Origin of the sequence: Bacillus sp. 123MFChir2 (assembly GCF_000383235.1) — a bacterium.
Lineage (GTDB): Bacteria > Bacillota > Bacilli > Bacillales > Bacillaceae_G > Bacillus_A.
The window spans coordinates 1-14,342 of sequence record NZ_KB910991.1 but is presented as its reverse complement, the minus strand read 5'-3'; the positions used below and the strand labels follow the sequence as shown (position 1 = coordinate 14,342).

Annotated in this window: 14 protein-coding genes and 1 pseudogene; 2 read left to right on the top strand and 13 right to left on the bottom strand. The window is 35.7% G+C overall.

What is annotated here, in order from left to right; translation table 11 throughout:
* Positions 1–210 precede the first annotated feature (210 nt).
* The 12 genes from H280_RS0121585 to H280_RS0121530 form a co-directional block, all read right to left on the bottom strand.
* Positions 211–606: a DUF2304 domain-containing protein gene (locus H280_RS0121585; RefSeq protein WP_020063188.1), complete on the bottom strand. Its 396-nt coding sequence runs from the start codon at positions 604–606 to the stop codon at positions 211–213.
* A complete protein-coding gene (locus H280_RS0121580) occupies positions 603–1,319 on the bottom strand; it encodes a glycosyltransferase family 2 protein (RefSeq protein WP_020063187.1) in 717 nt (238 codons plus the stop codon). Before H280_RS0121580 ends, H280_RS0121585 begins: the two co-directional genes overlap by 4 nt.
* A 24-nt stretch (positions 1,320–1,343) precedes the next feature.
* Positions 1,344–3,305 (bottom strand): DUF2142 domain-containing protein, encoded by a 1,962-nt coding sequence (locus tag H280_RS0121575; protein WP_020063186.1) that lies wholly within the window; start codon positions 3,303–3,305, stop codon positions 1,344–1,346.
* Between the two features lie 219 nt (positions 3,306–3,524).
* Positions 3,525–3,860, bottom strand: a complete 336-nt coding sequence (locus H280_RS0121570; RefSeq protein ID WP_020063185.1) for an EamA family transporter — start codon at positions 3,858–3,860, stop codon at positions 3,525–3,527.
* The gene (locus H280_RS0121565) at positions 3,853–4,194 is read right to left on the bottom strand and encodes an EamA family transporter (protein WP_020063184.1); all 342 of its coding nucleotides are present in this window, start codon (positions 4,192–4,194) and stop codon (positions 3,853–3,855) included. The genes H280_RS0121570 and H280_RS0121565 overlap by 8 nt, the downstream gene beginning before the upstream one ends.
* A gap of 493 nt (positions 4,195–4,687) precedes the next feature.
* Positions 4,688–6,412: a phospho-sugar mutase gene (locus H280_RS0121560; RefSeq protein ID WP_020063183.1), complete on the bottom strand. Its 1,725-nt coding sequence runs from the start codon at positions 6,410–6,412 to the stop codon at positions 4,688–4,690.
* A 161-nt stretch (positions 6,413–6,573) separates the two neighbouring features.
* Entirely contained in the window at positions 6,574–8,061 is a 1,488-nt protein-coding gene (locus H280_RS0121555; protein WP_020063182.1) for a leucyl aminopeptidase, read from the bottom strand.
* 61 nt (positions 8,062–8,122) lie between these two features.
* Positions 8,123–8,503, bottom strand: coding sequence for a DUF309 domain-containing protein (locus H280_RS0121550; protein ID WP_020063181.1), 381 nt, complete (start codon positions 8,501–8,503; stop codon positions 8,123–8,125).
* A gap of 87 nt (positions 8,504–8,590) precedes the next feature.
* Positions 8,591–9,217, bottom strand: coding sequence for a 3D domain-containing protein (locus H280_RS0121545; RefSeq protein WP_020063180.1), 627 nt, complete (start codon positions 9,215–9,217; stop codon positions 8,591–8,593).
* An 82-nt stretch (positions 9,218–9,299) separates the two neighbouring features.
* Positions 9,300–9,617, bottom strand: a complete 318-nt coding sequence (locus H280_RS0121540) for a YuiB family protein (protein ID WP_020063179.1) — start codon at positions 9,615–9,617, stop codon at positions 9,300–9,302.
* 15 nt (positions 9,618–9,632) lie between these two features.
* Positions 9,633–10,130: an NUDIX hydrolase gene (locus H280_RS0121535; protein WP_020063178.1), complete on the bottom strand. Its 498-nt coding sequence runs from the start codon at positions 10,128–10,130 to the stop codon at positions 9,633–9,635.
* Between the two features lie 474 nt (positions 10,131–10,604).
* Positions 10,605–11,813, bottom strand: a complete 1,209-nt coding sequence (locus tag H280_RS0121530; RefSeq protein ID WP_020063177.1) for an NAD(P)/FAD-dependent oxidoreductase — start codon at positions 11,811–11,813, stop codon at positions 10,605–10,607.
* Positions 11,814–12,386: 573 nt separating this feature from the next.
* Between H280_RS0121530 and H280_RS0121525 the strand changes: the two genes are divergently transcribed.
* Positions 12,387–13,376 carry an NAD(P)/FAD-dependent oxidoreductase gene (locus H280_RS0121525; RefSeq protein ID WP_020063176.1) on the top strand — a complete coding sequence of 330 codons (990 nt, stop codon included), beginning with the start codon at positions 12,387–12,389 and terminating at the stop codon, positions 13,374–13,376.
* Between the two features lie 173 nt (positions 13,377–13,549).
* Positions 13,550–14,029, top strand: coding sequence for a GyrI-like domain-containing protein (locus H280_RS0121520; RefSeq protein WP_020063175.1), 480 nt, complete (start codon positions 13,550–13,552; stop codon positions 14,027–14,029).
* 134 nt (positions 14,030–14,163) lie between these two features.
* Here the strand turns inward: H280_RS0121520 and H280_RS25945 are convergent.
* Positions 14,164–14,342 (bottom strand): annotated as a pseudogene (locus H280_RS25945) (IS5/IS1182 family transposase); the annotation flags it as partial.

The following is a 14,342-nucleotide window of genomic DNA, read 5'->3' as shown; positions in this document are numbered from 1 at the left end:
CTTTTCCTGCCACGTGCAAAGTTTAAAACAAAGATAGACAGCAAGTAGCGGCCATGTTTTGTTCTGCATAGCAGCGACTTAGATGTTAAAAAGTCAACTTGTATTTATATACAATCCCTAAAACATTAAGTATATCTTTGAAATCGTATATACTTTAAACATAAATAGAACAGAAGTCTTTAATATACTAAAGACTTCTGTTTCAGCTTACTACAAAGTAATTTTTTGTTTCTTCACTTTTTCTGTACTTGTCTCTAATTCTTTCTTCATCTGATTATTTTCATGTTGATAGATTGCTATAATTTGCGTCAATTCTTTAATCCGCATAGAAGATCTTGACACAACCACTGTTAAGAAAAACAATACACAAGTAACAAAAACAAATCCGAAAAAGAAAAGTGCATTAATTGGGGTCGCAACACCTAATACATGTGAGACAACATCAATTGTTTTTGGGAAAATCCCAATAAGTAAAATACCAATTAAAACACCATACCACGTAAGCACATATTTTAATTCTAATTTTTCTTTGCGAACTAAGTTCGTAAAGATAATTAATCCTATTAATACACCTAAAATAATTAAAATTTGAAGGCGAATTGTCATGAAACCTTCTCCTTTCGTTTAGGTTTTAATCTATCAATTGTAATTGCAAGTGTCACTTTTATCATATAATAGATTGCTTTGTAATTTACAATTGAAGATGTACCTCCGATTCTTTCTCTCATAAGCACAGGCGCTTCCTCAATTTTATAATCATTTCTTAATACAGAAACAATGCTTTCTGGTTCTGGATAATCTTTTGGGTAGTAATCGCAAAATTCATTAATAATATTGCGATTCACCATTCTAAATCCAGAAGTAGCATCCGTAATTGTTTTTCCAGATACAGCCTTAATTAACTTTTCAAAGAAACGAATTCCTAATCTTCGTGTGAAAGAAGACTGAAAACCTTCTTTATTAATAAAACGTGAACCAATGACCATATCTGCCTGCTTCTCTTTCATCGTTTCAAGGAGGACACCTAAATAGGCAGCATCATGTTGACCATCGCCGTCAAATTGTACAGCAATATCATAACCGTAGCGTTGCGCGTATTTATATCCAGTTTGCATCGCTCCGCCAATTCCTAAATTAATTGGTAAACTGACATAGTTAAAATTATTGTCTTGACAAATTTTCTCTGTATCATCCTTTGAACAATCATTAACAATGACATAATCAAAGTCTGGTGCATTGTTTTTTATATCTTCTACAACATGAATTAAGTTCGTCGATTCATTATAAGCAGGAACAATGATGAGTTTTTTTTTAAACAAATGTAATCCCTCACTCCATTAATTTTAATAAAAATAACCTAGCATAAAAACATTTGCATACAACAACATCCAACACGCTAACTGCGCAGACCTTTGTGCCGTTAATTCCGAATGTTGTTTCACATTCATCTTTTCATTAAAAATAAATAATACAATTGGTAAAATAGGCAAGAAATATCTTCCTTGTAATCCACTGATGAATTCTGCACCTACTTCAGACCAAGTTAAGTATAAACTTAACATAACTAAGCCCATTATACTTATACTCGTTAAAATAAAAATCATATAATCGAGGTTGCGGAATTTAAACTTATCTTCTGTATGGTCAAAAATTGCCGTCATAACAAGTCCAACCAAACTAATAATTACAATACCGCTCATTAAATGCGTTACCCATCCAACTTGATTTAACATATTCAGCCACATACTCATTCCACTTTCAAACGTACCAAAGAATGTTTTCATAGCTTCAACTGGATGTCCAAACATGAATTTCAATTGCTCAACTGGATTGATTTTTGGATTTGGATTAATTGTTCCAACAAACTTCATTACAAACAAATTCCAAACACTCATGATTAAGCCTGGTATACCCGCAAGCATCAGGAATGAAATAATACCTTGTATTTTCGTACGGAACAATCCCCTTCCTAAAAACGCAAGTATTAAGAAGGATAATGGCCAGTACGTAAACTTACACAATACAATAAAAATTAATAACAAAGTTGGAATAATAAATTCCTTAGCTCGTAACGTATCATTTTCCGAACACATCAGTTTCTGTAACATAATCGCAATAAATAGGTAACTTAATCCCATCAATATTCCATCTGCTGAAAATGATGCGGCTAATGATACAAATAACGGAAATGCAGCTAAAAACGCTAGCGTATTTTTTAATCTTGGAATTATTTGTATCGCCATTGCAGTCAAGGCAATATAAGCAATTAAATTAAAAATTCTTCCTAACATTAAAGCATTAAAAGCTTTTAAACCTAGGACATTTCCTATAAACAACCCTAAAGCTTGTGGGATATAAGGAATCGGGGTATATACAGCCGTTGTTGGCTGTTCGACAAACTGTGTTTTATTTGCAAAGACATACTTGTCCCAAGCTTCACTCTTAGCTCTATCGTATCTTTCACCATTAGCAAGTAAGCCATATGTTGTCTCAAATTGGTTTGGTCGCGGCATATCATCTATATTTTCTGGTAAATGAACACCTACTTGATCACCCTGTTTAGTAGATAGAAAATTTCCTAAACTAATGTCATAGGATTTCGCAAAGTGAAAATTCTCATCAGTTGCTTCAAAAAGCGGATTATTAAAACTAAACATAATCCCCATTGCCCCAGCAACCACAATAAAATTCTTAACTGGATTATTTCCAACTAAAGCCAAAACAACTAAAGCAACTAGTCCAGTAATTACAGCATGTCTAATTTTTAACCAATCCCATTGATTATATAGTACTTTTGCAGCTACCGCCTGTCCTTTATCTTCTTTACCCTTAACAATTAATTTCCCATCTGATGATAATGATGTTCCGCTACGAATAGCAATTTTTTCACCATTCTCCGCTTTCTTTACTTTCACTGTTAAAACAACTTCATTATCTACACCCTTCGGAATAGGAATTATAATACTACTTTTAAAATGAGGATCTTTAATATGGGATTCTCCACCCCATTTTGTTAAATCTAATGTTTCTCTGCTCACTACTCTGTCTTTAACTGAAAGTTCATACTCCAATAATACATTTTTATGATAACTTTCGCTTGTAAGAGGTAGTAACAGAGACTTAGGGTTCTCTCCAGCAAAACGGAACTCCTGTTGTAATTCATCTCCCTCAGCTAAATCAATCATTTTGTAATTACTGTACGCAAGACTTTTATTTACAGTATGAGTAGAACCAGTTAGAAACACATAAAAAACTGCACAAAAAATTACAAAAAAAGACATAACTATCTTTTTCTTATTTATCATACAAAAGAACACTCCAATTATATTATTTTTCTTAGTGCAATACTACTTATTACAAAGTAAAACTTCTGCCAGTGAATGATTTTCTTCATCCCTCTCAAAAGCCCTCATCAATTAGGATTTTAGGAACAATAAACCACTCGACCTATCCCCTTTATTTCTCTCTCAGTTTTGAGGTGGAGGCCTTACTTCCCATTAATACGGACTAACCTCCTCCATTTACTACATACAAAATACAGCTATTCCTATAATAATAATAATATTTCCTATTATTTTTCTTTTCGTAATTTTTTCACCAAGAAAATACCAACCAAATATTAAAATAACAACATAACTAAGTGATTCTAAAACAGGTGCTTGCTTTAAAGGAACACCTTTTAAAGCAATAATATTCAATCCTGCGTTTATCACAAATAATGAATATCCAATGATAACATAGCGATTTACATATTCTTTCCATTTCGCATCATAATCAATTAACGTTGCTTTTTTCAACAGAATTTGTGAATAATTCGCTAGGATAATCCCAAAAATATATAATAAAATATACTTATTCATCTTTTGTCACCACAACAATCCCAACCATAATAATAGCTGCACCAAGCAAATTGTTCCATTTTATGACGTCTTCAAAAAATACTACAGACCATAGAAGTCCCCATAAAATAATAATCCCTCGATGTGAATACGCTTTAGATATTTCAAACGGTTTAATTACTTGCTGCCAAATAATTGCATATCCAAACAAAAGAATAACTAATCCCATATAAGCTACTAAAAAACCAATAGAGCTAACTGGGAACTTCGCCGCCCATTTCATATAAATCATAATAATAGAATATAGAAAAAAGGCTACATGTAAAAACAGATAATTTTTAACCGATGCTTTCATACACTCAACTCTCTTTTTATGAAGTAACACATGTATAAAGTGAACTCCCTTCAATTGAAGGCTCCTATAATTCTTTGCTAGCAATGATCTGAACCAATTATTTCTTATTAACAACTTCAGAGAAAGTTTAATTCTGCTAATTTTTTACTTCCTATATCCCCCTTAAATATTAAAATATCATTTTTACTACATACAAAATAAAATTCTATCATAAAAGAAAGAAAATTTCATGTTTGTCTATATTTTTTTACATTTATTTCCTTGTTTTGTATGAAGGGTTCATCACCAAAAGGCGGGGGTGACATTTAGATAGATGTCCACTCTAGCTTTCCGCGGGACCTCACTTTTCTCACTATTCCCGCAGGAGTCGCCACTCACAGTGAATTGTATTGAAAATGATTCACTTTCAAAAAATCAACCCCATGTTACGGTGATGAACCATATAAAGACATAAAAAAAGAGGAAAAGTATTTCTTTCCTCTCCTTACTCTTATTAAAAACGATTCATAATAGCCTTTTTAATTTCTTCAAGCTTCTCTTCGCTATGTTGTAAGGAATCACCTTGCACACCGAAGTAAAACTTGATTTTCGGCTCTGTTCCAGATGGACGTAAGCAGAACCAAGATCCATCTGCCAAATAATACTTTAATACATTTGATTTTGGTAATTTGATTTCTTCTGTCGCATTTTCTTCTACTTTTGTTCTAACGCTCGCTTTATAATCTTCAGCAATCGTTACTTCTAAGCCCGCAACTTCTGTCGGTCTATTTTCACGGAACGATGTCATCATAGTCTGAATTTGTTCTGCTCCGTCTTTTCCTTTTAGCGTTAAGGAAACAAGTCCTTCACGGAAGTATCCGTACTTTTCAAACACTTCAAGTAAACCATCATACAATGTTTTACCTTGCGCTTTATAATATGCAGCAACTTCACATGCAAATAATACAGATTGTACCGCATCTTTATCACGACAGAACGGACGAATTAAATAACCATAGCTTTCTTCATAACCGAACTGGAACTCATATTCTCCGCTCGCTTCATATTGCTTAATTTTTTCACCGATAAATTTAAAGCCAGTTAACGTATCAATTGTATCAAGTCCGTAAGATTTTGCGATTGTACGTCCTAGCTCTGATGTAACGATTGTTTTTAATACAACACCGTTTGCCGGTAAAATGCCTTGTTCTTTCTTTTGTGATAATAAGTATTCTAGCATTAAAGCACCTGTTTGGTTTCCAGTTAACACTTGATACTCACCATCATGATTGCGAACTGCAACGCCAAGACGATCTGCATCTGGATCTGTTGCAATTAATACATCTGCATCAATTTTTTCACCGTACCCAATTGCCAATTCAAACGCAGCATGCTCTTCTGGATTTGGTGATTTTACTGTTGAAAAATCTGGATCTGGCTGTTCTTGTTCTTTTACAACGGTTACATTTTTAAATCCAACTGCCTCTAATCCGCGGCGAGCCGGAATATTAGATGTTCCATGTAAAGGTGAGAAAACGATTTTTAAATCTTGTCCAATTTCCTTCACAAGCTCTTTATTAAGAATTACTGTTTTTAATTGTTCTAAATATGCATCGTCAACTTCTTGACCAATAATCTGTAGAAGACCGTTTTGTTTCAATTGCTCTACATCAGCAACCTCTACTGTCAATTCATTACTTACATTATTTACATAATGAATTAACTCATCCGCTTCTTTCGGAGGCAATTGTCCCCCATCATCTCCGTACACTTTATAGCCATTATATTCCGGTGGGTTATGGCTCGCTGTAAGAACAATACCACTGTACGTATGTAAATAACGCACTGCAAAGGACAGTTCTGGTGTTGGGCGCAGACTTTCAAATACGTATGTTTTAATACCGTGAGCACCTAATGTTGCTGCCACTTCCATCGCAAACTCTGGAGATTTATGACGAGAATCGTATGCAACAACAACTCCGCGCGCTTTTGCTTCTTCGCCTTGTTTTTCAATAAAACGTGCTAAACCTTCTGTTGCTTTACGAACAGTATACACATTCAAACGATTTGTACCCGCACCTAGTTCTCCGCGCATACCACCCGTACCAAACTCTAAATTTTTATAAAAACTATCCTCAATTTTCTTTTCATCACTTTGCATTTCTTCTAATTGCTGCTTTAGCTCTGCATCTAAATCTGCAAAGGAAATCCAGCGTTCATACTCTTTTTTCCATTCCATGTTGTTTTCTCCTCTCAATCAGCATATTCTCATTATATGAAAGAAATCATGCTTCCCTCAATATTTTTTATTTTTTTACAACATTTAATTCCCTATTTATCGTGAAAAATCATTGGCGCATACCGAAAAAAAGGATCGGCAAATGCCGATCCTTTCCTCACTTACTCTTCATTTCCAAATCTTTCAACAAACGTTGCCAATGTACGCACCATTGCTCCTGTTCCTCCACTTGGACCTAAGTCATGTGCGCTACTTGTATCAGATGTTCCCGCGATGTCTAAATGCACCCAAGGTGTTTCTTCTGCAAATTCTCCAATGAATACACCCGCCATAATTGCATGACCCTCACGTCCTGGAGAGTTATTTAAATCTGCTAACTTACTATTTCGAACACGCTCTTTATCGCGTTCAAAAATCGGTAATTGCCAAATTGTCTCATCTGTTTCCATCGATGCTTCTAGCACTTGCTCATAAAATGTTTCGTTATTTGTCATCGCACCTGTTGTATGAGTTCCTAAAGCTACAATGACACCACCTGTTAACGTCGCGACATCAACAAGGTAATTCGCTCCAAGATTTTTCGCATACGTAATACCGTCAGCTAACGCTAAGCGGCCTTCTGCGTCTGTATTTAACACTTCAATCGTTTTACCACTCATTGATGTAATCACATCATCTGGTTTAAATGCAGTTCCGCTTACCATATTATCCGTCGAAGGAATAACAGCCACTACATTTTGCTCTGGGCGAAGTTCACCGATAATTTCCATTGCGCCAAGAACAGCTGCCGCACCGCCCATATCACCTTTCATACCAACCATGCTTTCACGTGGTTTTAGAGAATAACCACCTGTATCGTATGTAATCCCTTTTCCAACTAAGCCAATTACATCTGTCCACTCTTCTTTCCCTTTATATAAAAGAGCAATCATTTTTGGCGGCTCCGTAGAACCTTGGTTTACCGCAAGTAGGGCACCCATTCCAAGCTCTTCCATTTCCTCTTTCTCGAGAACTTTATAATCCATATCATATTTTTCAGCTAGTTCAACAGCATAATCTGCTAAAGCCGTTGCCGTCAACATGTTTGGCGGCATATTGATAAGCGTACGCGCAGAGTTTGTAGCACGTCCATGTACGTAGCCAACTGTTAATGCAGCTTCAATTTCTTGCGTATCTTCCTCTGTAATCACAACAAAGCTATCTAATTGATGAGCTTCTTTTTTATCTGTTTTATATGTTAATAATTCATATGTACCAAGGAAATATGTTTCTGCCGCAATGTGCGCAACATCAATAGCATCCAGTTTTTCTGTAACAAATGAATCTAACATAAATGCAACATCTTTCACTTTCGCACTTTGCAGTGTTTTTGCTAACTTTCCAAGTGCGCCGCGTAGCGTTTCTGTTGTATATTTTTCTTTTTTGCCAAGACCAACAAAATAATAACGCTTTACATCTGTTTTTCCTAAGCTATGTACTTTCGAAATAACTTTTTTCTTTGGAGAAATTTCCTTCTCATCTAGTAGCACTTGTAAATGTCCATCAAACGCTTTGTTTAGTTCCTTTACAAAACTACTCATTACTTCATCTTCAAATAATGCAACAACCACTGCTTCATGACTTGCTAGTTCTTTTTGTACTTGAAACATGTCAGCACCCCCTGGTTTTTCTCTTTCTATTATACCTTTATTTTCAGGAAAATGCGATAATTCAAACTTCTTCCATATATAAAATAAATGGCGGAAGCTTCGGCAAATCCTGAATTTGCTCATATGGAATTTGATTTATCTCTTTCGGTAACATTTCACGACACGTTTGAATAAACTGTACAACTTTTTCAACATTTAAGTTCCAATAAACTTTACAATAGGGAGTTAAATACATTTCAGCTACTTCCATCATCATTCGTGCTCCTTTTATATTCCCGTAGCTATAATGATACTGCGCAACTGTCATTTGTAATAAACCTTTTAAAAACAAATTCCCTCGGTCCTCAAGCCACATTTCTTCTAATAAATCATGGCACATATAATAATCACCTTCATTATACCTTATAAAAAACTCATAATACGCTAAAGGATAATCTTTCATCACTTCTCTCCCTTTACTGCGTTTTTTCTCCTCCATTCCACTTTATGATAACAAACGAAAAAAAGTCTAGCGCTACAAGCCTCTAGACTATTGTTGTTTTAAATATTGTGCGCGAAACACTTGCATTGTTTCATCCTCATTTAAAAGCACTAAATCTTGTTCTGTAAGTTTACCATTTCCCATTTTCACAACATAAACATTCACTTTTTTCTTTCCCCATTGATTATATACATCTCGCACGGTTTCATAATATAAATCAAGGCGATCCCCTTGAATTGCACCGCCTTTATCTGCCACAACACCGTAGCCATATCCAGGAACAAATAGAATTGTCCCAATCGGAAATACGCGAAGGTCAGCTGCGATTGTTGAATATATATCCCGTTTTACTTTCACTCCGGAATATGTAATCCCGTACTGAGGATGTTCTTTTGTTTTTCCTGTCGACTCCCTACCAGCTGTATATCCTGTTGCCGTAACTTCCATCTGGCGATACTTTGACCAATCTTTTGCATTCTCTAAAGCACGAATAACTTCGGCACTTGGAATCGCCTGCTTATTTTGTTCAGCTGCGTGTACTACTTTCACTTCATTTTTCTTATACATGTGAATCATTTCAAAAAAAGAGATTCCTGACATAGCTTGCCAAGTTACACACAATGCAGCTACAAATAAGCAAACCATTATCATGCGAATGCTATATCGTTTTATCATTTTCGTTTCCACACTCCTTCATCGTTATTGTGCCCCAATCGATGAAGAAAATATTCGTGAAAAAACTCCTCAGAAAGGAGCTTCAAAACATTTGATATCCACGTTGCCGTAATGATTTGATTACAATACCAGATAAAGCAGCACCAACTAAGCCTGTTGATAAAATGAAAATGTCAGCCTGTCCAAGATGAAGAAAACTTGTTCCTAATGAAGAAAATGCTTCTTTCGGCTTTACAAAATAATCTAAGAAATCAACTTTATCAATAATAAATACACAAATAAGCGGATATACAACAAGCATCACCCATGTTGCCCGTAAAATCATATTTAATAAAAAACCAATTCCAAAAAATAAAACTAAGAATAACATCATAGAAATTAACAAAACAGGTACGCTCATTATTTCCATCCCTTCTTATTTATTTTCTGTATTTCCTATAAAAACGTTATATGCTGTATAACCAAACTGGTCTCCTGGATTTAACGTCTCATCCATTTGTAAAACCGGAACTGGCATTGCTTCTAATAAATACTGTATTAACACAGAAGCATTTTCATCATGTATGATATCTTTTGGAAATAAAAATGCTCCTTCAGACAATTCTCGCTCCTGAATAACAATCTCTTCTCCTTTTGGCTCTAGAAGAAAAATAATCATATTATCACTAATCTCATCCTGTATTACCCCTGATCGCACACTTACAATTCCGTTTACACTCGTAGCAATCCCTGTCTCTTCTAACACTTCACGCTGCACTGCTTGATCAATTGTTTCGCCTTCATTGACAAAACCAGCAGGCAATGACCATTTTCCTTTTAATCCGCCATAGTTTTTCTTAACGACAAGCCATCTTCCATCTGACGTTACGACAAGACCACTTACCGCTAACCACACCTTTCCACGTTTACTCATTACTAGAAACTCCTTCCGATCAAACGAACAGAATATTCATTCTTTTCTTTCATTATACTATAAAGATTTAAAAAGGAGAACGCGTCCCCTTTTTAAAACGAACTTTACAAACTTCTGAATATTAAGTTAAACAGAAACATAAAAAACAGAAATGGCTACAATATCCATTTCTGTTTTGAATTACAATTAAAATAGGTAACTACTCAGCCATACATTTCATTTAGAAATTTGGTAAGGAGTATGATTCCAGCGAAAATACGCCCCTTATTACCTATAGAAAGTTATTTTCATGTTTCATCATCTAGATTGCTGCTGTGAAGATACAAATGGACCTACCCCTTGCTACCTTCCTTTGTTTTAAAACTTGGCATGTGGGAGGAAATAGGCAATGACTGCTCCAACACGTGGCCAGATGCACTCGCCACCCTAAAAGAAAAGTGATTTTAGGTCGGTTTCTCAGTGACTGATTAGTTACTAAAATAGTTTTAATTTACCTTTTTTAAGAACTAATAAAGGTCCGCCAAGTATGAATAAGTAACGGTTATCAATTACTTTCTTCATAAATGAAGCTTTCCATCCAGTTAATTTTTTGCCCATGACAACGCCCATTGCATCGTCATGGCCTAATGAACATACAGAACCTTTGTTATCGAATACAAACTTCTGCATTTCGCCTTTACCACGAACAAGAACAGCTAAGTTATGTGCAATATTGTAACCTTGTTGAATTGCGATTTGTGCTGTTGGTGGGTATGGACGGTTAATTTCTTCGTTAATAATTAACGCTGCATCACCAACCATGAATACTTCTTCATGACCTGGAGCATGCATGTACTCGTCCACTTTTACACGGCCGCGCATTGCTTCAAAGCCTGACTCTTCTACAATACCATTACCGCGTACACCTGCAGCCCAAACTACAGTTGCAGATTTCAATAATTCTATATCGTCGCCGTTTGCAACAATAATACCTTCTTCATTTGCTTCTTTAATCGCTGTACCAATGCGGAATTCTACACCCTTTTTCTCTAATTGTTTTACAGCATACTCAACTAGCTCTGGGTCGAAACCAGGAAGTGCTGTTGGTGCAGCTTCAACACAAATGATACGCGCTTTTTCGCGAGGAACATCATACTCTTTGCAAAGCTCAGGAATACGGTTTGCAAGCTCACCTACATACTCGATACCTGTAAATCCAGCACCGCCGACAACAATTGTAACTAACTCATCGCGTTTTTCTGAAGCATATAGAGAGAACATGTACTTCATATGATCACGAATTTGACGGGTTGCATTAATGTTAGCGATTGAGAATGCATGCTCTTTTAATCCTTTAATTCCAAACGTTTCAGACTCGAAACCAAGACCGATTACTAAGTAATCATACTCTAACTCACTATTTTTTAAGATAACGCGCTTTTCAGCTGCTTTAATTTCTACAACTGTGTCTTGTACGAAGTTTACTTTGTTTGTGTCGATTACATCTTTAATGTCTAAACGAACTTTATCGTGATGCAACGTACCAGCTGCACTTTCATGTAACCAAGTTGCTTGATAATGATAGCTGTTGTTATTTACTAATGTGATTTCAGCTTCACTTACAGATAATGTTTTTTGCAGACGAACAGTAGTAATCATTCCACCATAACCTGCGCCTAAAACTACGATTTTTGGCTTCTTCAAGCTAATCACACTCCTCTTCTTTATATAGATAGTTAAAAATAATAAAAATAGTGCTAAAACAAATTAAATGTTAAGAATGTACAGTTTTTCACATTCTTAACAAAACCAATAACAAGTTTGAAAAATGTTACGAAATTTGTCACAAAAAATTAATATTTTTACTTTCCTATATTAGTCGTTTTCTCTTTACTTTTCAAGCACTTGTAAAATTATCAATATTTTAAAATAACGTGGTCGTTTTAAGTTTTTCGACATTTCCTGAATCGCTAAGCGTATATAGCTTTTTACCGATTTTTTTCGCTTTCTGTTATGCCTTATATACATTTAAATTACGAAAAAATACACATAATTACCAAACATTACATCTTTTACTTATTGGCTAGTTTCTTCTATATAATAAATCTATATGAAGTGCATACACAATTCAGTCGTTTCTACGGTATTTTTTTATAAAATATGATATCATTTGTCTTGAGTGCGCTTGCACTCCGCTCATGGAAGTTTCGTATAACATACATACGAGTGTATATAGGAGAAGCACGAAAAATTTCCTAATTATAGGGGGAGTAAACAGTGACAGAAAATCAAAAGGTATACGACATCACTATTATCGGTGGAGGTCCAACTGGATTATTCACAGCTTTTTATGGCGGTATGAGACAAGCAAGCGTAAAAATTATCGAAAGCTTGCCACAACTCGGCGGTCAATTATCCGCATTATATCCTGAAAAGTACATATATGATATCGCAGGTTTTCCGAAAATTCGTGCACAAGAACTCATTAACAATCTAAAAGAACAAATGAGCAAGTTCGAACCAACCATTTGCCTAGAAGAAGCTGTACAAACGATAGAAAAACAAGAAGATGACGTGTTCAAACTTGTAACAAATAAAGAAACACACTATTCTAAATCCGTTATCATTACAGCAGGAAACGGCGCATTCCAGCCACGTCGTTTAGAATTAGAAGGCACAGAAAAATTCGAAAAAACAAACTTACACTATTTCGTTGATGATATGAATAAATTTGCGGGCAAACGCGTTGTTGTCTTTGGAGGCGGAGATTCTGCAGTAGACTGGACAATGATGTTAGAGCCAATCGCAGAAGAAGTTACAATCGTTCACCGCCGTGATAAATTCCGCGCACATGAGCATAGCGTTGAAACGCTACTGAACTCGCGCGCACAAGTGAAAACACCATACGTTCCCGTTGAACTGGTCGGTGATGAAAAAATTAAACAAGTTGTCCTTCAACATGTCAAAACAGAAGAGAAAGTTGTCATTGATGTTGATGATGTCATCGTTAACTATGGATTCGTCTCTTCCCTCGGTCCCATTAAAGACTGGGGCTTAGATATTCAAAAAAACAGTATCGTTGTAAATTCCAAAATGGAAACAAACATCCCTGGTATTTACGCAGCTGGTGATATTTGCACATATGAAGGAAAAGTAAAACTCATTGCATGCGGATTTGGCGAAGCACCAACAGCAGTAAACAACGCAAAAGCGTACTTCGATCCAAATGCAAAGCTGCAACCAATGCATAGCTCTAGCATGTTTTAATAGGAAGAGACTGTTTCAAAGATGTACCTTTGAAACAGTCTCTTTTTTACATGCCCAGCGATTTTCACGATATATCGGCGGTGCGACATACAATCCCCTATCCTCCCTCTGTATAATTATGGTATAATTCACAAGAACGTTTGTTCCTACACAAAAAAAGAGAGGATGACACAATGATGCAACCTAAAATCGTAAAAAAGGAAGCTTTTCAAGCCATTGGTATCTCTATTACTACAAACAATGAACTGGAAATGTCGAGCGGCGGAAAAATCCCTCACCTATGGAGTCAATACTTCCAAGAACAAATTAGCAACCACATTCCAAATCATGCTACACAAACAGAAACGCTTGCACTATATTGCAACTATGAATCTGATGAAACAGGTTTCTATACGTTCGCAATTGGTGTTCCTGTTTCCACTGTCATTGATACACCAGAAAACATGGCATCATTCACGATCCCAGCTACTACATACGCCGTATTTACAACGCGCCGAGGGCCGCTATCCGAAATCATCGTAGAAGCATGGCAAGAGATTTGGGACTGGTCAAAAGAAAATAAACGTGCGTTCACAACAGACTTTGAACTATATGATGAACGAGCTTTCGATCCAAATGACGCTCAAGTTGATATTTATATTGCACTAGCTTAATAATCAAAAAGACACAGCAGCCGGAGGCCACTGAAAAACTCACGTTTTTTCAGCTCAAAAACCGGATGTGAAATTAGAAAGGCGACTTTTCGTTCAAAATGGAACGAAAAGTCGCCTTTCTTTCTATTCTTTTTTTACTTTTCTTCCTTTTTTTCCTTCATTAAGGTCATAATTCGTTTTAAATTGACGGCAAATATAGCCATCGCACCTTGCATTCGCATACCAATGAGACCCGAGGAAGATGCTACATCATACCCGTGTCTGTGCTTCAGTTCACTATTTTTCGCTTCGATTTTGTAACGCTCTTTCCCTT

Coding starts and splice junctions, on each gene's coding strand:
- H280_RS0121585 (WP_020063188.1), bottom strand. CDS start 606: ATGACAATTCGCCTTCAAATTTTAATTATTTTAGGTGTATTAATAGGA.
- H280_RS0121575 (WP_020063186.1), bottom strand. CDS start 3,305: ATGATAAATAAGAAAAAGATAGTTATGTCTTTTTTTGTAATTTTTTGT.
- H280_RS0121570 (WP_020063185.1), bottom strand. CDS start 3,860: ATGAATAAGTATATTTTATTATATATTTTTGGGATTATCCTAGCGAAT.
- H280_RS0121565 (WP_020063184.1), bottom strand. CDS start 4,194: ATGAAAGCATCGGTTAAAAATTATCTGTTTTTACATGTAGCCTTTTTT.
- H280_RS0121560 (WP_020063183.1), bottom strand. CDS start 6,412: ATGGAATGGAAAAAAGAGTATGAACGCTGGATTTCCTTTGCAGATTTA.
- H280_RS0121555 (WP_020063182.1), bottom strand. CDS start 8,061: ATGTTTCAAGTACAAAAAGAACTAGCAAGTCATGAAGCAGTGGTTGTT.
- H280_RS0121550 (WP_020063181.1), bottom strand. CDS start 8,503: ATGAAAGATTATCCTTTAGCGTATTATGAGTTTTTTATAAGGTATAAT.
- H280_RS0121545 (WP_020063180.1), bottom strand. CDS start 9,217: ATGATAAAACGATATAGCATTCGCATGATAATGGTTTGCTTATTTGTA.
- H280_RS0121540 (WP_020063179.1), bottom strand. CDS start 9,617: ATGAGCGTACCTGTTTTGTTAATTTCTATGATGTTATTCTTAGTTTTA.
- H280_RS0121535 (WP_020063178.1), bottom strand. CDS start 10,130: ATGAGTAAACGTGGAAAGGTGTGGTTAGCGGTAAGTGGTCTTGTCGTA.
- H280_RS0121520 (WP_020063175.1), top strand. CDS start 13,550: ATGATGCAACCTAAAATCGTAAAAAAGGAAGCTTTTCAAGCCATTGGT.